At 69.3% G+C, this 15438-nt stretch carries 14 protein-coding genes and 1 pseudogene; 8 read left to right on the top strand and 7 right to left on the bottom strand.

Translation table 11 applies throughout. From position 1 onward, the window contains the following. Both A5713_RS09395 and A5713_RS09390 read right to left on the bottom strand, forming a co-directional pair. The coding region (locus tag A5713_RS09395; protein WP_156751815.1) for an ATP-binding cassette domain-containing protein at window positions 1-1165 on the bottom strand (1165 nt) is incomplete at its 3' end. 78 nt (window positions 1166-1243) lie between these two features. Further along, the gene (locus A5713_RS09390; RefSeq protein ID WP_067918292.1) at window positions 1244-1717 is read right to left on the bottom strand and encodes a MarR family winged helix-turn-helix transcriptional regulator; all 474 of its coding nucleotides are present in this window, start codon (window positions 1715-1717) and stop codon (window positions 1244-1246) included. A 193-nt stretch (window positions 1718-1910) separates the two neighbouring features. Here A5713_RS09390 and A5713_RS09385 point away from each other — a divergent pair, with 193 nt between their 5' ends. Genes A5713_RS09385 through A5713_RS09370 form a run of 4 tightly spaced genes read left to right on the top strand, consistent with a single transcriptional unit; the run spans window position 1911 to window position 7028 of the window. Continuing rightward, window positions 1911-3881, top strand: a complete 1971-nt coding sequence (locus tag A5713_RS09385) for an ABC transporter ATP-binding protein (protein ID WP_156751816.1) — start codon at window positions 1911-1913, stop codon at window positions 3879-3881. Next, entirely contained in the window at window positions 3878-4729 is an 852-nt protein-coding gene (locus A5713_RS09380) for a CbiQ family ECF transporter T component (RefSeq protein WP_067918297.1), read from the top strand. Before A5713_RS09385 ends, A5713_RS09380 begins: the two co-directional genes overlap by 4 nt. Before the next feature lie 21 nt (window positions 4730-4750). Then, on the top strand, window positions 4751-5212 hold the full coding sequence (locus tag A5713_RS09375) for an SRPBCC family protein (RefSeq protein ID WP_068094844.1): 462 nt from the start codon (window positions 4751-4753) through the stop codon (window positions 5210-5212). Further along, on the top strand, window positions 5205-7028 hold the full coding sequence (locus A5713_RS09370) for a sulfatase-like hydrolase/transferase (RefSeq protein ID WP_082972862.1): 1824 nt from the start codon (window positions 5205-5207) through the stop codon (window positions 7026-7028). The genes A5713_RS09375 and A5713_RS09370 overlap by 8 nt, the downstream gene beginning before the upstream one ends. Here A5713_RS09370 and A5713_RS09365 read toward each other — a convergent pair. Further along, on the bottom strand, window positions 7025-7471 hold the full coding sequence (locus tag A5713_RS09365) for an Lrp/AsnC family transcriptional regulator (protein ID WP_067918302.1): 447 nt from the start codon (window positions 7469-7471) through the stop codon (window positions 7025-7027). The two genes, A5713_RS09370 and A5713_RS09365, sit on opposite strands and share 4 nt — an antisense overlap. A 122-nt stretch (window positions 7472-7593) precedes the next feature. Here A5713_RS09365 and ddaH point away from each other — a divergent pair, with 122 nt between their 5' ends. Genes ddaH through A5713_RS09345 form a run of 4 tightly spaced genes read left to right on the top strand, consistent with a single transcriptional unit; the run spans window position 7594 to window position 12028 of the window. Then, the gene (gene ddaH / locus A5713_RS09360; protein ID WP_068094842.1) at window positions 7594-8451 is read left to right on the top strand and encodes a dimethylargininase; all 858 of its coding nucleotides are present in this window, start codon (window positions 7594-7596) and stop codon (window positions 8449-8451) included. Next, complete coding sequence (gene rocD / locus A5713_RS09355) at window positions 8448-9683, top strand: ornithine--oxo-acid transaminase (RefSeq protein ID WP_068094840.1); 1236 nt, start codon at window positions 8448-8450, stop codon at window positions 9681-9683. The genes ddaH and rocD overlap by 4 nt, the downstream gene beginning before the upstream one ends. A 24-nt stretch (window positions 9684-9707) precedes the next feature. Continuing rightward, window positions 9708-11153: an amino acid permease gene (locus A5713_RS09350; protein ID WP_067918308.1), complete on the top strand. Its 1446-nt coding sequence runs from the start codon at window positions 9708-9710 to the stop codon at window positions 11151-11153. Next, the gene (locus A5713_RS09345; RefSeq protein ID WP_068094838.1) at window positions 11150-12028 is read left to right on the top strand and encodes a universal stress protein; all 879 of its coding nucleotides are present in this window, start codon (window positions 11150-11152) and stop codon (window positions 12026-12028) included. The genes A5713_RS09350 and A5713_RS09345 overlap by 4 nt, the downstream gene beginning before the upstream one ends. Here the strand turns inward: A5713_RS09345 and A5713_RS09340 are convergent. The 4 genes and pseudogenes from A5713_RS09340 to A5713_RS09325 all read right to left on the bottom strand — a co-directional run. Further along, complete coding sequence (locus A5713_RS09340) at window positions 12025-13362, bottom strand: sugar ABC transporter substrate-binding protein (protein WP_068094833.1); 1338 nt, start codon at window positions 13360-13362, stop codon at window positions 12025-12027. The genes A5713_RS09345 and A5713_RS09340 overlap by 4 nt on opposite strands. 79 nt (window positions 13363-13441) lie before the next feature. Then, window positions 13442-14257 carry a carbohydrate ABC transporter permease gene (locus A5713_RS09335; protein WP_068094831.1) on the bottom strand — a complete coding sequence of 272 codons (816 nt, stop codon included), beginning with the start codon at window positions 14255-14257 and terminating at the stop codon, window positions 13442-13444. Further along, window positions 14244-15113, bottom strand: a complete 870-nt coding sequence (locus A5713_RS09330; protein ID WP_102417748.1) for a carbohydrate ABC transporter permease — start codon at window positions 15111-15113, stop codon at window positions 14244-14246. The genes A5713_RS09335 and A5713_RS09330 overlap by 14 nt, the downstream gene beginning before the upstream one ends. 130 nt (window positions 15114-15243) lie before the next feature. Next, window positions 15244-15438 (bottom strand): annotated as a pseudogene (locus A5713_RS09325) (PmbA/TldA family metallopeptidase); the annotation flags it as partial.

The raw sequence follows: 15438 nt of genomic DNA, 5'->3' as shown, positions 1-15438 counted from the left end.
TCGGCCGGGTGACGAGCTCGACCGCCAGCGCGGCGCACCGGCGCAGCTCGGGCGGTAGCTTGCCGATCCGGGTGGCCCGGTGCGGTGTCAGCTCGAGTTCCTCGAGAACCTGGCTGACCACGCGGTCTCGTTGCTCGGGCGAAACATCTTGCGGCAGGCGCATTTCGGCGGCGTATCGCACGACCCGCTCGACGGTCAGCTGCCGGTGCAAGCGGTCGTCCGGCGACACGATGCCGATGCGGCTGCGCATGGACTGCGGCTCGGCGTGCACGTCGTGGCCGTCGACGGTGACGCGGCCGGAGCTGAGTTGCCTGGTGCCGGCGAGCAGTCCGAGCAGCGCGGAGTTGCGCGCGGCCGAGGGCCCGACGACCGCGGTGAACGCGCCCGGACGCGCCGTGAAGGAGATATCCGACAGCGTCTCGCGCCCGTCGACGGTGAGTCCGAGCCGGTACGCGGCGACTCCGACGGTGCGGGCGTCGGCCTTGAGCGGCAGGCGGTAGGTGGCGTTCGGCTCCGCCGTGCGAATCGAAGGACGCGCGACGCGCAGTTTCGAGGTGACCATCCGTTCGATCAGCCCCGGACCGCCCGTGTCCTGAGCGGCGGGCTGAGCGGGCGGCGCGGGGTGCGGCTGAGCGGGCGGGGCGGGGGGTTCGGCCGCCGGCGGTTGTGGCGGCACGACGGGCATCCGCTGCGTCTCGCGCTGTGTCGGGGCCCGCAGGTTGGGGCCGTGCGGGCGGGGCGGTGGCGGCGCGACCGGAAAAGGAGGCGGCGGGTGAGCCCCGGGCCGGGGCGCCGGGCGCTGAGCCGGGGCCGGCGGACCTGCGGGCTGCGCGATCTGGAAGACCAGCCGCGGGCCCCGCTGCGGATCACCGACACTGATCGCCTGGCCGTCGCGGATGTGCACCGTCGACGCCCGCGCGCCGTCGACGAAGATCCCGTGGTGGCTCAGGTCGATGGCCACCCACTGGGTGCCGGCGAACCGCAGCACCATCTCCGGCCCGGGCGGTGGCGGCGGCGAGCCCGGGTTTCCGAGGCGCTCGAGGGCGATGTCGCAGCCCGGGCCGTAGCCGACGATCACGTCGCGCCCCGGGGCGAAGTCGAACCTCATGGGCCCGACCCACACGGTCAACGGGGAGGCCCTGAACGCGGAAGCCTCGGTCCGCATCGCCCGCCCCCTTTCGTCACCGGTCAGCTCGACTTAGTGTCTACCCGCTGGCCGCGGCCTCTTCACCGGTTTAAGCCCTCACAGCGTGCTACGCCGCCCGGCCGGCGACGCATTGTCGAGGAGCCGGCGCAATACCTGGACCGCGTCCGTGAGCACCCGGCGGTCGCCCGGTTCGAGGAGCGCGAGTTGGGGTTCGATCGCGGCGGCGCGGTCGGCGCGGACCGCGTTGAGCATGCGTTTGCCCTGAGGGGTGATGCGGATCCGGACGGCGCGCGCATCCCCCGGGTCGATGGTCCGGGTGACCAGGCCGGCCTCCTCGAGCCGGCGCACCTGGGTGGTCATGGTCGGTTGGGAGCAGTGGTCGACGGTCGCGAGATCACCGATGCGGGCTTCCCCGTGAGCTTCGATCGTGGCGAGCAGCCTGGCCTGCGCCGCGGGCAAGGGCATCTGGATGCGCTGGGTGGCCAGCCGGTTGAGCCGCGCCACCACGGCGAGCAGATCCGCTCCCAGCTGCTGGGCCTCGACGTGTGCGGTATCGACAACTCTGTCCATGTGCCCATCGTTCCATAGCTTTGCTAACTGAGACGAGAGGCGCCGGCCCGAACTGGGCCGGAAGTCACGAAGTGTATGACGCGACTCGGCGCGGCGGGCTGGCACAATCAGTGAAGTGAATGCCCGTCGCCCCGTCCGTTCGCACCATCGGGGTGGGCCGTTACGACCGGCCGAATTGGCACAGGCCTCCGTGATGGGGGCGCTGTGCGCGGTGATCTCGATCGTCGCCGGGGTGATCCCGTTCGCGCAGGGTTTGGCGCTGTTGGGCACCGTGCCCATGGGGCTGCTGACCTACCGTTACCGCCTCCGGGTGCTCATCGCCGCGACGTTTGCTGCCGGAACTCTGGCCTTCCTTATCTCTGGATTGGGCAGTTTCCTGACCGTCATCAACTGCGCCTACATCGGCGGCTTGACCGGAATCGTCAAACGCCGGGGCAGGGGCACACCGACCGTGACGTTCGCGTCCCTGATCGCCGGCTTCTTCGTCGCCGTCGCCACGGTCGGCATGCTGGCGGTGCTGAATCGGTTGCGCCATCTGATCTTCCAGGTGATGACCGCCAACGTGGACGGTGTCGTGGCGTTCCTCGACCGGGTGAATCTCGGGTGGCTCGGCGTCGACGTCAAGCGGGTCTTCGAATTCGGGTTGCAGTATTGGCCGTGGCTGATGCTCGGCTATGTCACCTACGGCGTCGTGGTGTCGTCGTTGATCGGTTGGTGGGCGCTGTCCCGCCTCCTGGATCGGATGGGCAACGTTCCGGATGTGCACAAACTGGACGCTCCGGACGAGCCGCCCGACGCCCCGATCGGGCCCGTGCCGGTGCGGCTCGACAAGGTGCGGTTCCGCTACCCGCACGCCCAGCAGGACGCGTTGCGTGAGCTCAGCATGGAACTGCAAGTCGGAGAACACGTTGCCGTCATCGGCGCCAATGGGTCCGGCAAGACCACGTTGACGCTGATCCTGGCGGGCCGGCCCCCGACATCGGGCACCGTGCGGCGCCCCGGAGCGGTGGGGTTGGGCATGGTGGGCGGCACGGCGCTTGTCCTGCAGCACCCGAAGAGCCAGGTGCTGGGCACCCGGGTGGCCGATGATGTCGTCTGGGGGCTGCCGCCGGGCACCGCGGTCGACGTCGACCATTTGTTGCGCGAAGTAGGGCTCGAGGGTTTCGGCGAACGGGACACCGGAAGCCTGTCCGGCGGGGAGTTGCAGCGCCTCGCCCTCGCCGCGGCGCTGGCCCGAGAACCGGCGCTGCTGATCGCCGACGAATTCACCAGCATGATCGACCGAGAGGGCCGTAACGTCTTGTTGAACGTGCTGTCGGGCCTTCCCCAACGGCATCGAACCGCCCTGGTGCACATCACGCATTTCGACAACGAGGCCGCGTCGGCGGACCGGACGATCAACCTCAGCGATTCCCCGGACAACACCGTTGTGGTCGAGACGGCCCCGCCCCCCGCCCCGGTCCCCGCGGTGAAGTGGGGCTCGAACAAGCCGGTGCTCGAAATCATCGGCGTCGGACACGAATACAACAGCGGGACACCGTGGGCGAAGACCGCGCTGCGCGACATCAACCTCGTCGTGGAGCAGGGTGACGGGATCTTGATTCACGGCGGCAACGGCTCGGGCAAGTCGACGCTGGCGTGGATCATGGCCGGGCTGACCGTTCCCACCAACGGCGCCTGCTTGATCGACGGCGAGCCCATCCGGGAGCACGTCGGCGCGGTGGCGCTGTCATTTCAGACGGCGCGGCTGCAATTGATGCGCAGTCACGTCGGCCTGGAACTTGCCTCCGTGGCGGGCTTTTCCGACGATGACGAAGACCGGGTGGTCGCCGCCCTTGCCGCGGTCGGGCTGGAACCCGCGATGGGCAAGCGGCGCATCGATCAGCTCAGCGGCGGCCAGATGCGGCGGGTGGTCCTGGCCGGCCTGCTGGCGTGTTCGCCGCGCGTGCTGATCCTCGACGAGCCGCTGGCCGGGTTGGACGTCGCCAGCCAGCGGGGCCTGCTGCGCGTGCTGGCGGATCTGCGCCGTCACCGGGGCCTGACCGTAGTTGTCATTTCCCACGACTTCGTCGGTTTGGAAGCCGTGTGCACGCGGACCGTGCATCTGCAGAAGGGCGCGCTGCAAGCGGTGTCGGCCACCGCCGCGGCCGGGGGTGTGGCGTGACCGCAACCTCCGCCTCGGCCCCCAGGAGGAGTCGGCGCACCTCCCGGCCGGTGGTGCTATTGGTTCCGGTGCCGGGCAGGTCCCCCATCCACAACCTGTGGGCCGGAACCAAACTCCTGGTGGTATTCGGTGTTTCGGTGTTGCTCACCCTGTTTCCGGGCTGGGTGACCATCGGGTCGGTGGCGGCGCTGGTGCTGGCGGCGGTCTGGATCGCTCACATCCCGCGGGGGGCGCTTCCGTCGGTTCCGCGGTGGCTGTGGATCCTCCTCACACTGGGTTTCGTGACCGCCGCGCTGGCCGGTGGTAGTCCGATGCTGACCATCAACGGGGCCCACATCTGGCTCGGCGGGGCGTTGAACTTCCTGCGGATCTCCGCGTTATCGGTGGTTCTGCTCGGGCTGGGGGCGATGGTGTCCTGGACCACCAACGTCGCCGAAATCGCGCCCGCCCTGGCGATTTTGGGCCGCCCGTTCAAGTTGTTGCGGATTCCGGTGGACGAGTGGGCGGTGGCCCTGGCCCTGGCGCTGCGTGCCTTCCCGTTGCTGATCGAGGAATTCCAGGTGCTCTACGCCGCCCGTCGACTGCGGCCCAACCACATGCCGACGAGTCGCAAGGCGCGGGTCAGGCAGACGGCGGGTAACTCGATCGACCTGGTCGCCGCCGCCATCGTGGTGACCCTGCGCCGGGCCGACGAGATGGGCGATGCGATCACCGCTCGCGGCGGCATCGGCCAGCTCTCCGCCGATCCCGCGCGGCCGAAACTGGGGGACTGGGTCACGCTCGGCGTCACCGTCGCGGTCAGCGGTGCTGCGGTGGCGATCGAGACGATATTCCACCTGACGGCCTAGGCCCTCGCGTAGCGTGAGCGGGTGGCCGACATCCACCGGACTCGCGCGATCGCGGCACGCATCGGCGACGTCTGGGAAACACTCGCAGACTTCGGGTCGATCAGTTCGTGGGCCGGCAACGTCGATCACTCGTGCATCTTGTACTCCGGGCCCGACGGACCCGGCGTCGGCACGGCCCGCCGGGTGCAGGTCAAGCGCGACGCCCTCGTCGAGCGCATCATCGAATTCGACCCGCCCCGCGCCCTCGCCTACGACATCGAAGGCCTGCCACGCCGCCTGCGCAGGGTGTCCAACCGCTGGACGCTGGCACCCGCCGGCGGTGAGTCGGCCGCGACCACCCTGGTGACCCTCACCAGCACCGTCGAAATCGGCCCGCACGCAATGCAACAGCTGGCCGAACTCGTTCTGTGCCGCCTCCTCGTGCGACAGTCCGAGGCGATGCTCGCCGGCCTGGCGAATCGATTGGAGCACGCTGGTGTCTGATCGCCCCGACGTCGTCATCATCATGACCGACGAGGAACGCGCGGTGCCGCCGTACGAGGCTCCCGACGTGCTCGCGTGGCGCGACCGGACGCTCGGCGGCCGCAAGTGGTTCGACGACCACGGCGTCAGCTTCACCCGGCACTACACCGGATCGCTGGCCTGCGTGCCAAGCCGCCCAACGATTTTCACCGGGCACTACCCCGACCTGCACGGCGTCACCCAGACCGATGGCATCGGAAAGACCGCCGGCGATTCGCGCATGCGCTGGTTGCGCCAGGGTGAGGTGCCCACACTGGGCAATTGGTTCCGCGCCGCCGGATACGACACCCATTACGACGGCAAGTGGCACATCTCGCACGCCGATATCACCGACCCGGCGACCGGCCGACCGCTGGCCACCAATGACAAGAACGGCGCCGTCGACGCCGCCGCGGTGCGGCGCTACCTGGTCGCAGATCCGCTGGGGCGGTTCGGTTTCTCCGGGTGGGTCGGTCCGGAGCCGCACGGGGCGGCGTTGGCCGACGCCGGCGTGCGCCGCGACCCGCTGATCGCCGACCGGGTGGTCGCCTGGCTGGCCGATCGTTACGCCCGCCGCCGCCAGGGCGATCCCGCCGCGTTGCGTCCGTTCCTCTTGGTGGCCAGCTTCGTCAATCCCCACGACATCGTGTTGTTCCCGGCCTGGTCGCGCCGGAGCCCGGTCAAGCCGTCGCCGCTCGACCCGCCCGCGGTGCCCGCCGCGCCCACCGCGCAGGAAGACCTGTCCACCAAGCCGGCGGCGCAGATCGCGTTCCGCGAGGCCTATTACTCCGGCTATGGCCCCGCACCCGCGATCGAGCGGACCTATGAGCGCAACGCGCAGCGCTACCGCGACCTGTACTACCGGCTGCACGCCGAGGTGGACGGCCCGCTCGATCGCGTCAGGCGGGCGGTCACCGAAGGCGGTTCGGGCGACGCGGTATTGGTGCGCACCGCCGACCACGGCGACCTGCTGGGCGCCCACGGCGGCCTGCACCAGAAGTGGTTCAACCTGTACGACGAGGCCACCCGCGTTCCCTTCGTCATCGCGCGCATCGGCGAGCGGTCGACGCGGCCACGCCGCGTCACGGCGCCGACCTCACACGTCGACCTGGTCCCCACCCTGCTGGCGGCGGCGGGCGTCGACGTCGCCGCGGCGGCCGCCACGCTGGCCGAGTCGTTCTCGGAAGTGCACCCGCTGCCCGGGCGGAACCTCATGCCGATCGTGGACGGCGCGGCGGCGGACGAGACACGCGCCGTCTACCTGATGACCCGCGACAACATGCTCGAAGGGGACAGCGGCGCATCGGGATTGGCGCGGCGGCTGAAGCGGACCGTCGATCCGCCCGCGCCGCTGCGCATCCGAGTGCCGGCCCACACCGCCTCCAACTTCGAGGGGTTGGTGGTCCGCGTCGACGAGACGGCGGCCACCGGTGGCGCGGGCCACCTGTGGAAGCTGGTGCGTACCTTCGACGACCCGAGCACCTGGACGGAGCCCGGGGTGCGGCACTTGGCGGCCAACGGGCTCGGCGGAGACGCGTACCGCACGTCCCCGCTCGACGACCAGTGGGAGCTGTACGACCTCACCGCCGATCCGATCGAAGCCGTCAACCGGTGGGCCGATCCCGACCTGCATGCCCTGCGCGCGCACCTGCGAGCGCGGCTCAAACACGTCCGGGCCGACTCCGTTCCGGAGCGAAACGTACCGTGGCCCTACGCCTCTCGCCGCCCATCCGGCGCGCGGCCGTCGATGCTGAAGCGGTTGATCGGCAACGTCGTGACGCCGCGGCGCCCAGGCTAAGTCCGCATCCGGTCGATGAGGTTCGACAACACCACGATGCTCTCGCTGCGCTCGATGTCCGCGCTCGACCGGATCCGCTCGAGGGCGGCCTCCAGGTGGCGCATGTCGCGCGCCAGCACGTGCAGGATGGCGTCCGACGTGCCGGTCACCGTCGCGGCGCTGACCACCTCGGGCATGTCCACCCAGGCCGCCCGCAGCCGGTCCGGCGCGATCGTGCCGTGGCAGAACACCTGCACGTAGGCTTCCGTGTTCCAGCCGAGCGCATTGCGGTCGACGATCGTGGTGAAGCCCTTGATGACGCCGGCGTCGAGCATCCGGTCGACGCGCCGCTTGACCGCCGGGGCAGACAGATTCACCTTTTCGCCGATCTCGGCGAACGTTGCACGCGCGTGCTCGGTCAGCTCGGCCAGGATGCGGGCGTCGGTCTCGTCGAGGCGCTCCATCACCCTTCCCTTCGATCGGGCGCAATGAATCGGTGGCGAAGCCACTCTTACGCAATAAATCGCCTATAGACACGCAATATATAGCGTTTGATTGTGTCAGGATGCCGAAATACCGTTGATCTATGACGGAACAATACGTGGTGGCGGCCGGGTCCGGCTCGGCACCCGGCCGCCGGGTCCGCACGCCCCGCGCCCGCCGGTACGCGATGACGCCGCCGGCGTTCTTCGCCGTCGAGTACGCGATAAACCCCTGGATGGACGTCGCCACACCCGTCGACGTCGGCCGCGCGCAGGCCCAGTGGGACGACCTGCGCACCACCTACCTTCGGTTAGGGCATCAGGTCGAGGTGATCGGGCCGGCGCCGGGGCTTCCGGACATGGTGTACGCCGCCAACGGCGGATTCATCGCCGGCGATGTCGCGATCGTCGCGAGGTTTCGATTCGCGGAGCGGGCCGGCGAGTCGCAGGCCTACGCCCAATGGATGTCTTCGCTCGGGTACCGCCCCGTGTCCACCCGTCACGTCAACGAGGGGCAGGGCGACTTGCTGATGATCGGCGAAACGGTGTTGGCGGGCTACGGCTTTCGCACCGACCGGCGTGCGCACGCGGAGATTTCCGCGGCGCTGAGGGTGCCGGTGGTCTCGCTGGAGTTGGTCGATCCGCGCTTCTACCATCTCGACACCGCGCTGGCCGTACTCGACGACCATACGATCGCGTTCTACCCGCCGGCGTTCAGCACCGCGGCGCAGGACCAACTGCGCGCGCTGTTTCCCGACGCGATCGTGGTCGGCAGCGCCGACGCGTTCGTGCTGGGCCTCAACGTCGTCTCCGACGGACTGCGCGTCGTCCTTCCCTCGGCGGCAACGGGTTTCGCCGGGCAATTGCGCGAAGCCGGCTTCGAGCCCGTCGGCGTCGACCTGTCCGAGCTCCTCAAGGGTGGCGGCTCGGTCAAGTGCTGCACATTGGAGTTGTTTCCATGACGATCCTCGATGCTCGGACGTCCACCCGAACGCAGGCCGCGATCGGCCTGGTCGAACGCCATGCCGCGCACAACTATTCGCCGTTGCCCGTGGTGGCGGTCAGCGCCGAGGGTGCCTGGATCACCGATGTCGAGGGCCGGCGCTACCTGGACTGCCTGGCCGCCTACTCGGCGGTCAACTTCGGCCATCGCAACCCCGAGATCACCGCGACGGCCCATGCGCAGCTCGACACCGTCACGTTGGTGAGCCGCGCGTTCCACTGCGACGCGCTCGGCCCGTTCTGCGCCGCCCTCGCGCGGCTGTGCGGCAAGGACCTGGTGTTGCCGATGAACTCGGGCGCCGAAGCGGTGGAGAGCGGCCTCAAGGTCGCACGCAAATGGGGTACCGACGTCAAGGGCGTCCCCGACGGACGGGCCAACATCATCGTGGCGGACAACAACTTTCACGGCCGCACGATCAGCATCGTCGGCTTCTCCTCGGACCCGACGGCGCGGGCGGGATTCGGACCGTTCACCCCCGGGTTCCGCTCGGTACCCTTCGGCGATGCCGCCGCACTGGCCCGCGCCATCGATGACCACACCGTCGCGGTGCTGCTCGAACCGATCCAGGGGGAGGCGGGCATCGTCGTCCCGCCCGACGACTACCTGCCGACGGTCCGCGCGCTGTGCAGCAGGCACCGCGTGCTGATGATCGCCGACGAGATCCAGTCCGGCCTGGCGCGCACGGGGCACACCTTCGCCTGCGACCACTGGGGCGTGGTGCCCGACGTCTACCTGCTGGGCAAGGCGCTGGGCGGCGGTGTGGTCCCGCTGTCGGCGGTCGTCGCCGACAGCGAGGTGCTGGGCGTGCTGCACCCCGGCGAACACGGCTCCACCTTCGGCGGCAACCCGTTGGCCGCCGCGATCGGCAGCACGGTGGTCGCGATGCTGGGCCGCGGAGAGTTTCAGGCCCGCTCGGCGGAGTTGGGCGCGCGCCTGCACGCGCGCCTGCGCGAACTGGTGGGCCACGGTGTGCGGGCGGTGCGCGGGGTGGGCCTGTGGGCCGGCGTCGACATCGACCCGGCGCTCGGGACGGGCAAGCGGATGAGCCTTCGGCTGGCCGACCGCGGTGTGCTGGTGAAGGACACCCACTCCTCGACGCTGCGGTTCGCGCCCCCGCTGGTGATCAGCGCGCAAGAAATCGACTGGGCGGTTGAGCAGTTCGCTATGGCGTTGCGGGAGGCTGGCCCATAATCAGCTGATCGAGCAAGGAGGGGCATGCCACCGACGTCGATCAGCCTGAGGGAGCAGATGCTGCGGCGCCGTCCAGTCGTCGGCAACGTCGTCGCCTACGGGGCCGCGGACCATCTCAAGCGGAGCATCGGGACTTTCCAGCTGACCATGTTCGGTGTCGGCTCGACCGTCGGGACGGGCATCTTCTTCGTCATGTCTCAGGCCGTTCCCGAGGCCGGCCCCGGCGTGATCCTGTCGTTCCTCATCGCCGGGCTCGCGGCCGGGCTCGCCGCCATCTGTTACGCCGAATTAGCTTCCGCGGTACCGGTTTCGGGGTCGTCGTATTCCTACGCATACACCACGCTGGGCGAGGTCGTCGCGATCGGGGTGGCCGCCTGCCTGCTGCTGGAATACGGGGTGTCGACGGCCGCGGTCGCGGTCAACTGGAGCGGCTACCTCAACAAGCTGCTCAGCAATATCCTCGGAATCCAATTCCCGCACGCGTTGTCCGCCGCGCCCTGGGATGCGCAACCCGGCTTGGTGAATCTGCCGGCGATCATCCTGCTCGCGATGTGCGCCGTGCTGCTCATCCGCGGCGCCAGCGAATCGGCGAAAGTCAACACGATCATGGTGCTGATCAAGCTGGGCGTGCTGGTGATCTTCGTCGTCGTCGCGTTCACCGCCTTCGACGCGACCCACCTGCGCGACTTCGCGCCCTTCGGCGCCGCGGGCATCGGCTCGGCCGCCGGCACCATCTTCTTCTCCTACATCGGCCTCGACGCGGTGTCGACCGCGGGCGACGAGGTGAAGAACCCGCAGAAGACCATGCCGCGCGCGCTGATCGCGGCGCTGCTGACCGTGACCGGCGTTTACCTGTTCGTCGCGCTGGCCGCGCTCGGCACTCAACCGTGGCAGGAGTTCGCCGGACAGCAGGAGGCCGGGCTGGCCACCATCCTCGACAACGTCACGCGCGGCAGCTGGGCCAGCACCATTCTGGCTGCGGGGGCGGTGATCTCGATCTTCTCGGTCACGCTGGTCACCATGTACGGGCAGACGCGCATCCTGTTCGCCATGGGTCGCGACGGGCTGCTGCCCTCGCGATTCGCGCGGGTGAACACGCGCACCATGACGCCCGTGAGCAACACGGTGATCGTGGCTATCGCGGCCTCGGCGCTGGCCGCCTTCATACCGCTGGACAAGTTGGCGGACATGGTGTCCATCGGCACGCTCACCGCGTTCGTCGTCGTATCCGTGGGTGTGATCATCCTGCGGGTGCGCGAGCCCGACCTGCCACGGGGCTTCAAGGTCCCGGGTTACCCCGTGACGCCGGTCCTTTCGGTGTTGGCGTGCGGCTACATCCTCGTCAGCTTGCACTGGTACACCTGGATCGCGTTCGGCGGCTGGCTCGCGCTCGCGCTAATCTTCTACTTCGTGTGGGGCCGCCATCACAGCGCGCTCAACAGCCAATCCCTGCAGCGGGACGCGCTGTGACCGTCGTCGTCGGGTACCGGGCCGGCCAGGTCGGGCTCTCGGGATTGCACCTGGGGGTGCGCATCGCGCGCACCCGCGGCACCTCGCTGACCGTCGCGACCATCGTGCCCAAGCCGTGGCTGACGCCGTCGCGCGCGCGTGTCGACGCGGAGTTCGAGCTGTGGGCCGACGCCCTGGCCGCGGAGTCGGCGAACGAGGCCGCCGGGATTTTGGCCACGATGGCCGACGGGATCGAGGTCAACTACGCGCACCGCGCGCACGGATCGGTGTCGGGTGGGCTCCTCGAGGTCATCCAGGAGGTCGACGCCGACGTGCTGGTGCTGGGCTCGTTGCCCAGCGGCGGCCGCGGTCAAGTGCTGATCGGTTCCACCGCCGACTGGCTGCTGCACGCCTCGACCGTGCCGGTGGCCATCAGCCCGCGCGAATACCGTTCGAACCAAGGCAAGTTGACCCGCCTCACCTGCGCCTACTCGGCCACCCCGGACTCGATCGATGTGGTGAAGCGCTGCTTCGAATTCGGGCAGCGATTCGGTGTGCCGGTCCGGGTCATCACGTTCGCGGTCCGCGGCAAGACGATGTATCCGCCGGAGGTGGGGCTCGAGGTCGAGGATCAGGTGCTGCAGGCCTGGGCGTCACAAGTGCGAGACATCCTCCAGGAGCTCAAGACGGACGCGATCGTCAGCGACGACGTCGCGCTGCAGGTGGTCACCGGCCGCAGCTGGAAAGAGGCGCTGGCGAAGGCGGATTGGCAGGAGGGCGAGATCCTGGCACTGGGCACCCGGCCGCGCGGCGACATCCGGCGCGTCTTCCTCGGTTCCCGCAGCACCAAGATCATCCGCGAGAGCCCGGTGCCGGTGCTGGTGCTGCCCGGCTAACGCTGCGCGGCGGCGTTGGCGGCCGCTTGCGCGCGTTTCAGGGTCGCCGCGACATCGCCACGGCCCAGGAACATCTCATCGAAGTAGGGCTGCAGGGCGTCGTTACCGGCCGGAAAACCGGCGCCCCCCGGCGCCGCGATGCGCGGGCCGTCGAGCACGCTGAAGAAGGGTGTGACGTCCACGCCCCGGGCCGACCAGTAGTCGAAGTAGACCGGCTGAGCCGACAGGACCGCCGGGATCGCCGCTCCCTCGCGGCCCAAGAACTCGTTGCCCGGTTTGCTACCCATCCAGGCCAGGACCCGGCGCACCGCGCCGGGATGTTTCGTCGCGGAATTGCCCACCGCCGCAATGCCATTGGTGACGCTCACCCGGCCGGCCGGGCCCGACGGCATCATCGTCACACCCCAGTGGAAGCGGGCATCGCGGGCCACCGGCGCCAGGTTGTAGGTGCCGGACTGGAAGAGCGCCATCCTGCCGGCCAGGAACTGGTTACGGGAGAAGTCGCCGTTGTCGTTGGTGTCCGAGGCGGGCGGCGCGACGTGGTCGTCGTTGATGAGGCCGACCAGATAACGGAAGGCCTGCACCGCCCCGGGATTGTCGAACGCGAAGTCGTCGCCACGCTGGAAGACCCCACCGGCCGAGCCGATGTAGTTGAGGTAGATCCCCTGCGGATCATTGGCGGCGTTGTAGCCCCACTGCCGAACCCGTCCGGCGTCGAAACCCGCGGTGCCGCCGCGACGTCCGTCGGCGTCGACGGTGAGCCGGGCCAGCATCGGGCGCAGCGTGTCGTCACCGCCGGCGCCCCACCGCAAGCCGTTGAGCTGGGCGGGTTGGACGCCGGCCGCGGCGAGCAGGTCGGCGTTGTAATACAGCGCGATCCCGGCGTCGGTCAGCTGCGGCACCCCCCACAGCGCGCCCCCGCGGGTGAACTGGCCGACGACCGCCGAGTCCCACGCCGAGGCGGAGCCCGGTCCGAGGGCCGCGCCGATGTCCATCAGCCGGCCGCTGTCGGCGTAGGCGGCCAGGTAGGCGTTGGAGAGCCAGAAGATGTCGTCGGCGCTGCCGCCGGCGACATCGGTGCGCAGCGTGTCGAAGTAGGTCGGATACGCGACCACGCTGGTGTGCACCGCGATATCGGGATGCGTGCGGTTGAACGCCTCGAACGACCGCCGGTAGGCCGCGGCGATCTGCTCGGCCCAGACCCGCACCGTCACAACGATCTTGCCGCCGGCCGGCTGGCCGGAGTAGTCGAGCAGCACCGCGGTAGCGCCCAACAGGACCGCGACCAGCGCGAGCGCCGAAGCCATCAGCGTCGAAACGCGGGGCCGGGTCATGGTGCGCACCGAGATTGCCGCGATGGTCGTGGAGCGCCCGGAATCGCGGCCGTGACCGCACTCTCGGCGCGTGAGCGGCTCACTTGAGCCCCGAGACGACGATCGACGCGACGATGTGACGTTGGAAGACCACGAAAAGCGCGATCAGCGGGACGATCGCGACGGTCGTCGCCGCCATCACCAACGTCCACTGCGAGTTGAACCGCGACTGCAGATCGGCCGTCGCCACCGTGAGTACCCGCCACTTGTGCCCGCTGGTGATCACCAACGGCCACATGAAGTTGTTCCACTGCGAGACCACCGTGATCAGTGTCAAGGCCGCCAGCACCGGCCGGCTGGACGGGATCACCACGTGCACGATCACGTCCAAGGTGTTGGCCCCGTCCAGGTGGGCGGCGTTGATCAGGTCGTTGGGGATGATGCGAAAGTGCTCGCGCAGCAGGAAGATCGCGTACGGCGAGCCGAACATGAACGGCAGCACCAGCGCCCAGAACGTGTTACGCAGACCGAGCTGGGCCATCATGAGATACATCGGCACCACGGTGACCGTGCCCGGCACCATCAAGGTGGCGATGTAGACCCAGAACAGCGCGTCGCGTCCGGGAAAGTCCAACCGCGCGAACGCGTATGCGGCCAGCACCGAAAAGGTCAACTGGCCCACCAGGATCACCGCCGTCATCAAGGCGGTCACGGCCGCCGCCCGGCCGAATCCGGCCCCGCCGAGGTCGGCGTAGTTGGCCAGCGTGAAGGGGCGCGGCAGCTGCAGGGGCGTACCCGTCGCGAACTGGTGTGCTGAGGTGAACGAGGTCAATAAGCCAAGGGCGAAGGGCACCAACGTGATCACCGCACCCAGGACGAGTCCCGCGTAGACGACGAGCCGGCTAGGTGAGGTCATAGCTGATCCGCCGGCGGAAGTAGAGATGCTGCACGACCGTGACGCCGATCAGGATGACGAACAACACCACCGCCATCACCGACGCACGCCCGATGGCCGCCGAGCCGAAGGCCTCCGCGTAGATGCGGTGGGCCACCAGGTCGGTGCTGCCTCCGGGGCCGCCGCCGGTCAACGCGTACACCATGTCGAAAACCTGTGCGGTGCTGACGATCCCGGTCACCAGGACGAAGAACGTCGTCGGCCGCAGCATCGGCAGGGTGATGCGCCAGAACCGTTGCCACGCGTTGGCGCCATCGGTGCGCGCGGCGGCCTGCACGTCCTCGGGGATCGCCAGCAGGCCGGCCAGGAACGACAGCGAGACGTATCCGACGTTGGTCCATACGACCACGGCCGAGACGAGCGGCAACGCGAAGGTGGGGTCGGACAGCCATTCGATGCTGTGCCCCAGCAGGGTGCTCACGGCCCCGTCCGTCGGGGCCAGAATCCACCGCCACAGCACCGCGATCGCCAGCGGTGCGCAGATCCACGGCAACACGTACAGGGTGCGGAACAGGCCCGTGCCGGGAAGCCGGCGGGCCAGCATGGACGCGGCAACCAGGCCCAGCACCGTCTGGGCCGGAACGACGATCGCCACGAAGAGCGCCGTCACGATCAGCGAGTTGGCGAAGCCGTGATCCGCGAGCACCGAGCGCCAGTTGGCCAGGCCCACATAGCGCAGCGGGCCCAGCAGGTCCCAGCGGTAGAGGCTCAGCCAGATCACCACCAGGATGGGCAGCAACAAGAAGGCGACGACGCCGAACAGGCTGGGCGCCAGCAGGGCGTAGCCCAGCGCGGTGGAGCGAGGCTGTGTCCTCAGGGCGCCGCTGGCCATGGAGGTAATTAAAGCGGGCGGCGCCGGGGTTTGGCGTGAACGGCCGTTACGGTGGAGCCGTGACACCGAACCGGGGGATCGATGCCGACTTCCTCAACCTGCCGCGCCACCAGCTGGCCGACGCCGCGCTGTCGGCGGCCACCGAGGGCGCCAGCTCCGCGTGCGAGGCGAATCCCCACGTGCCGTCGACGATCACCCGCACCGCCAGCCCCACCTCGCGATTGACCACCGCCGTCTCCAGTTCGCCGTCGCGCAGCTGGATGATCTCGGTCACGATGCGGTGAACCCGCAGGTCGGCGTAGCTGGCGCC

Origin of the sequence: Mycobacterium sp. E2497 (assembly GCF_001668695.1) — a bacterium.
Lineage (GTDB): Bacteria > Actinomycetota > Actinomycetes > Mycobacteriales > Mycobacteriaceae > Mycobacterium.
This window is presented reverse-complemented; position numbering and strand designations above follow the sequence as displayed.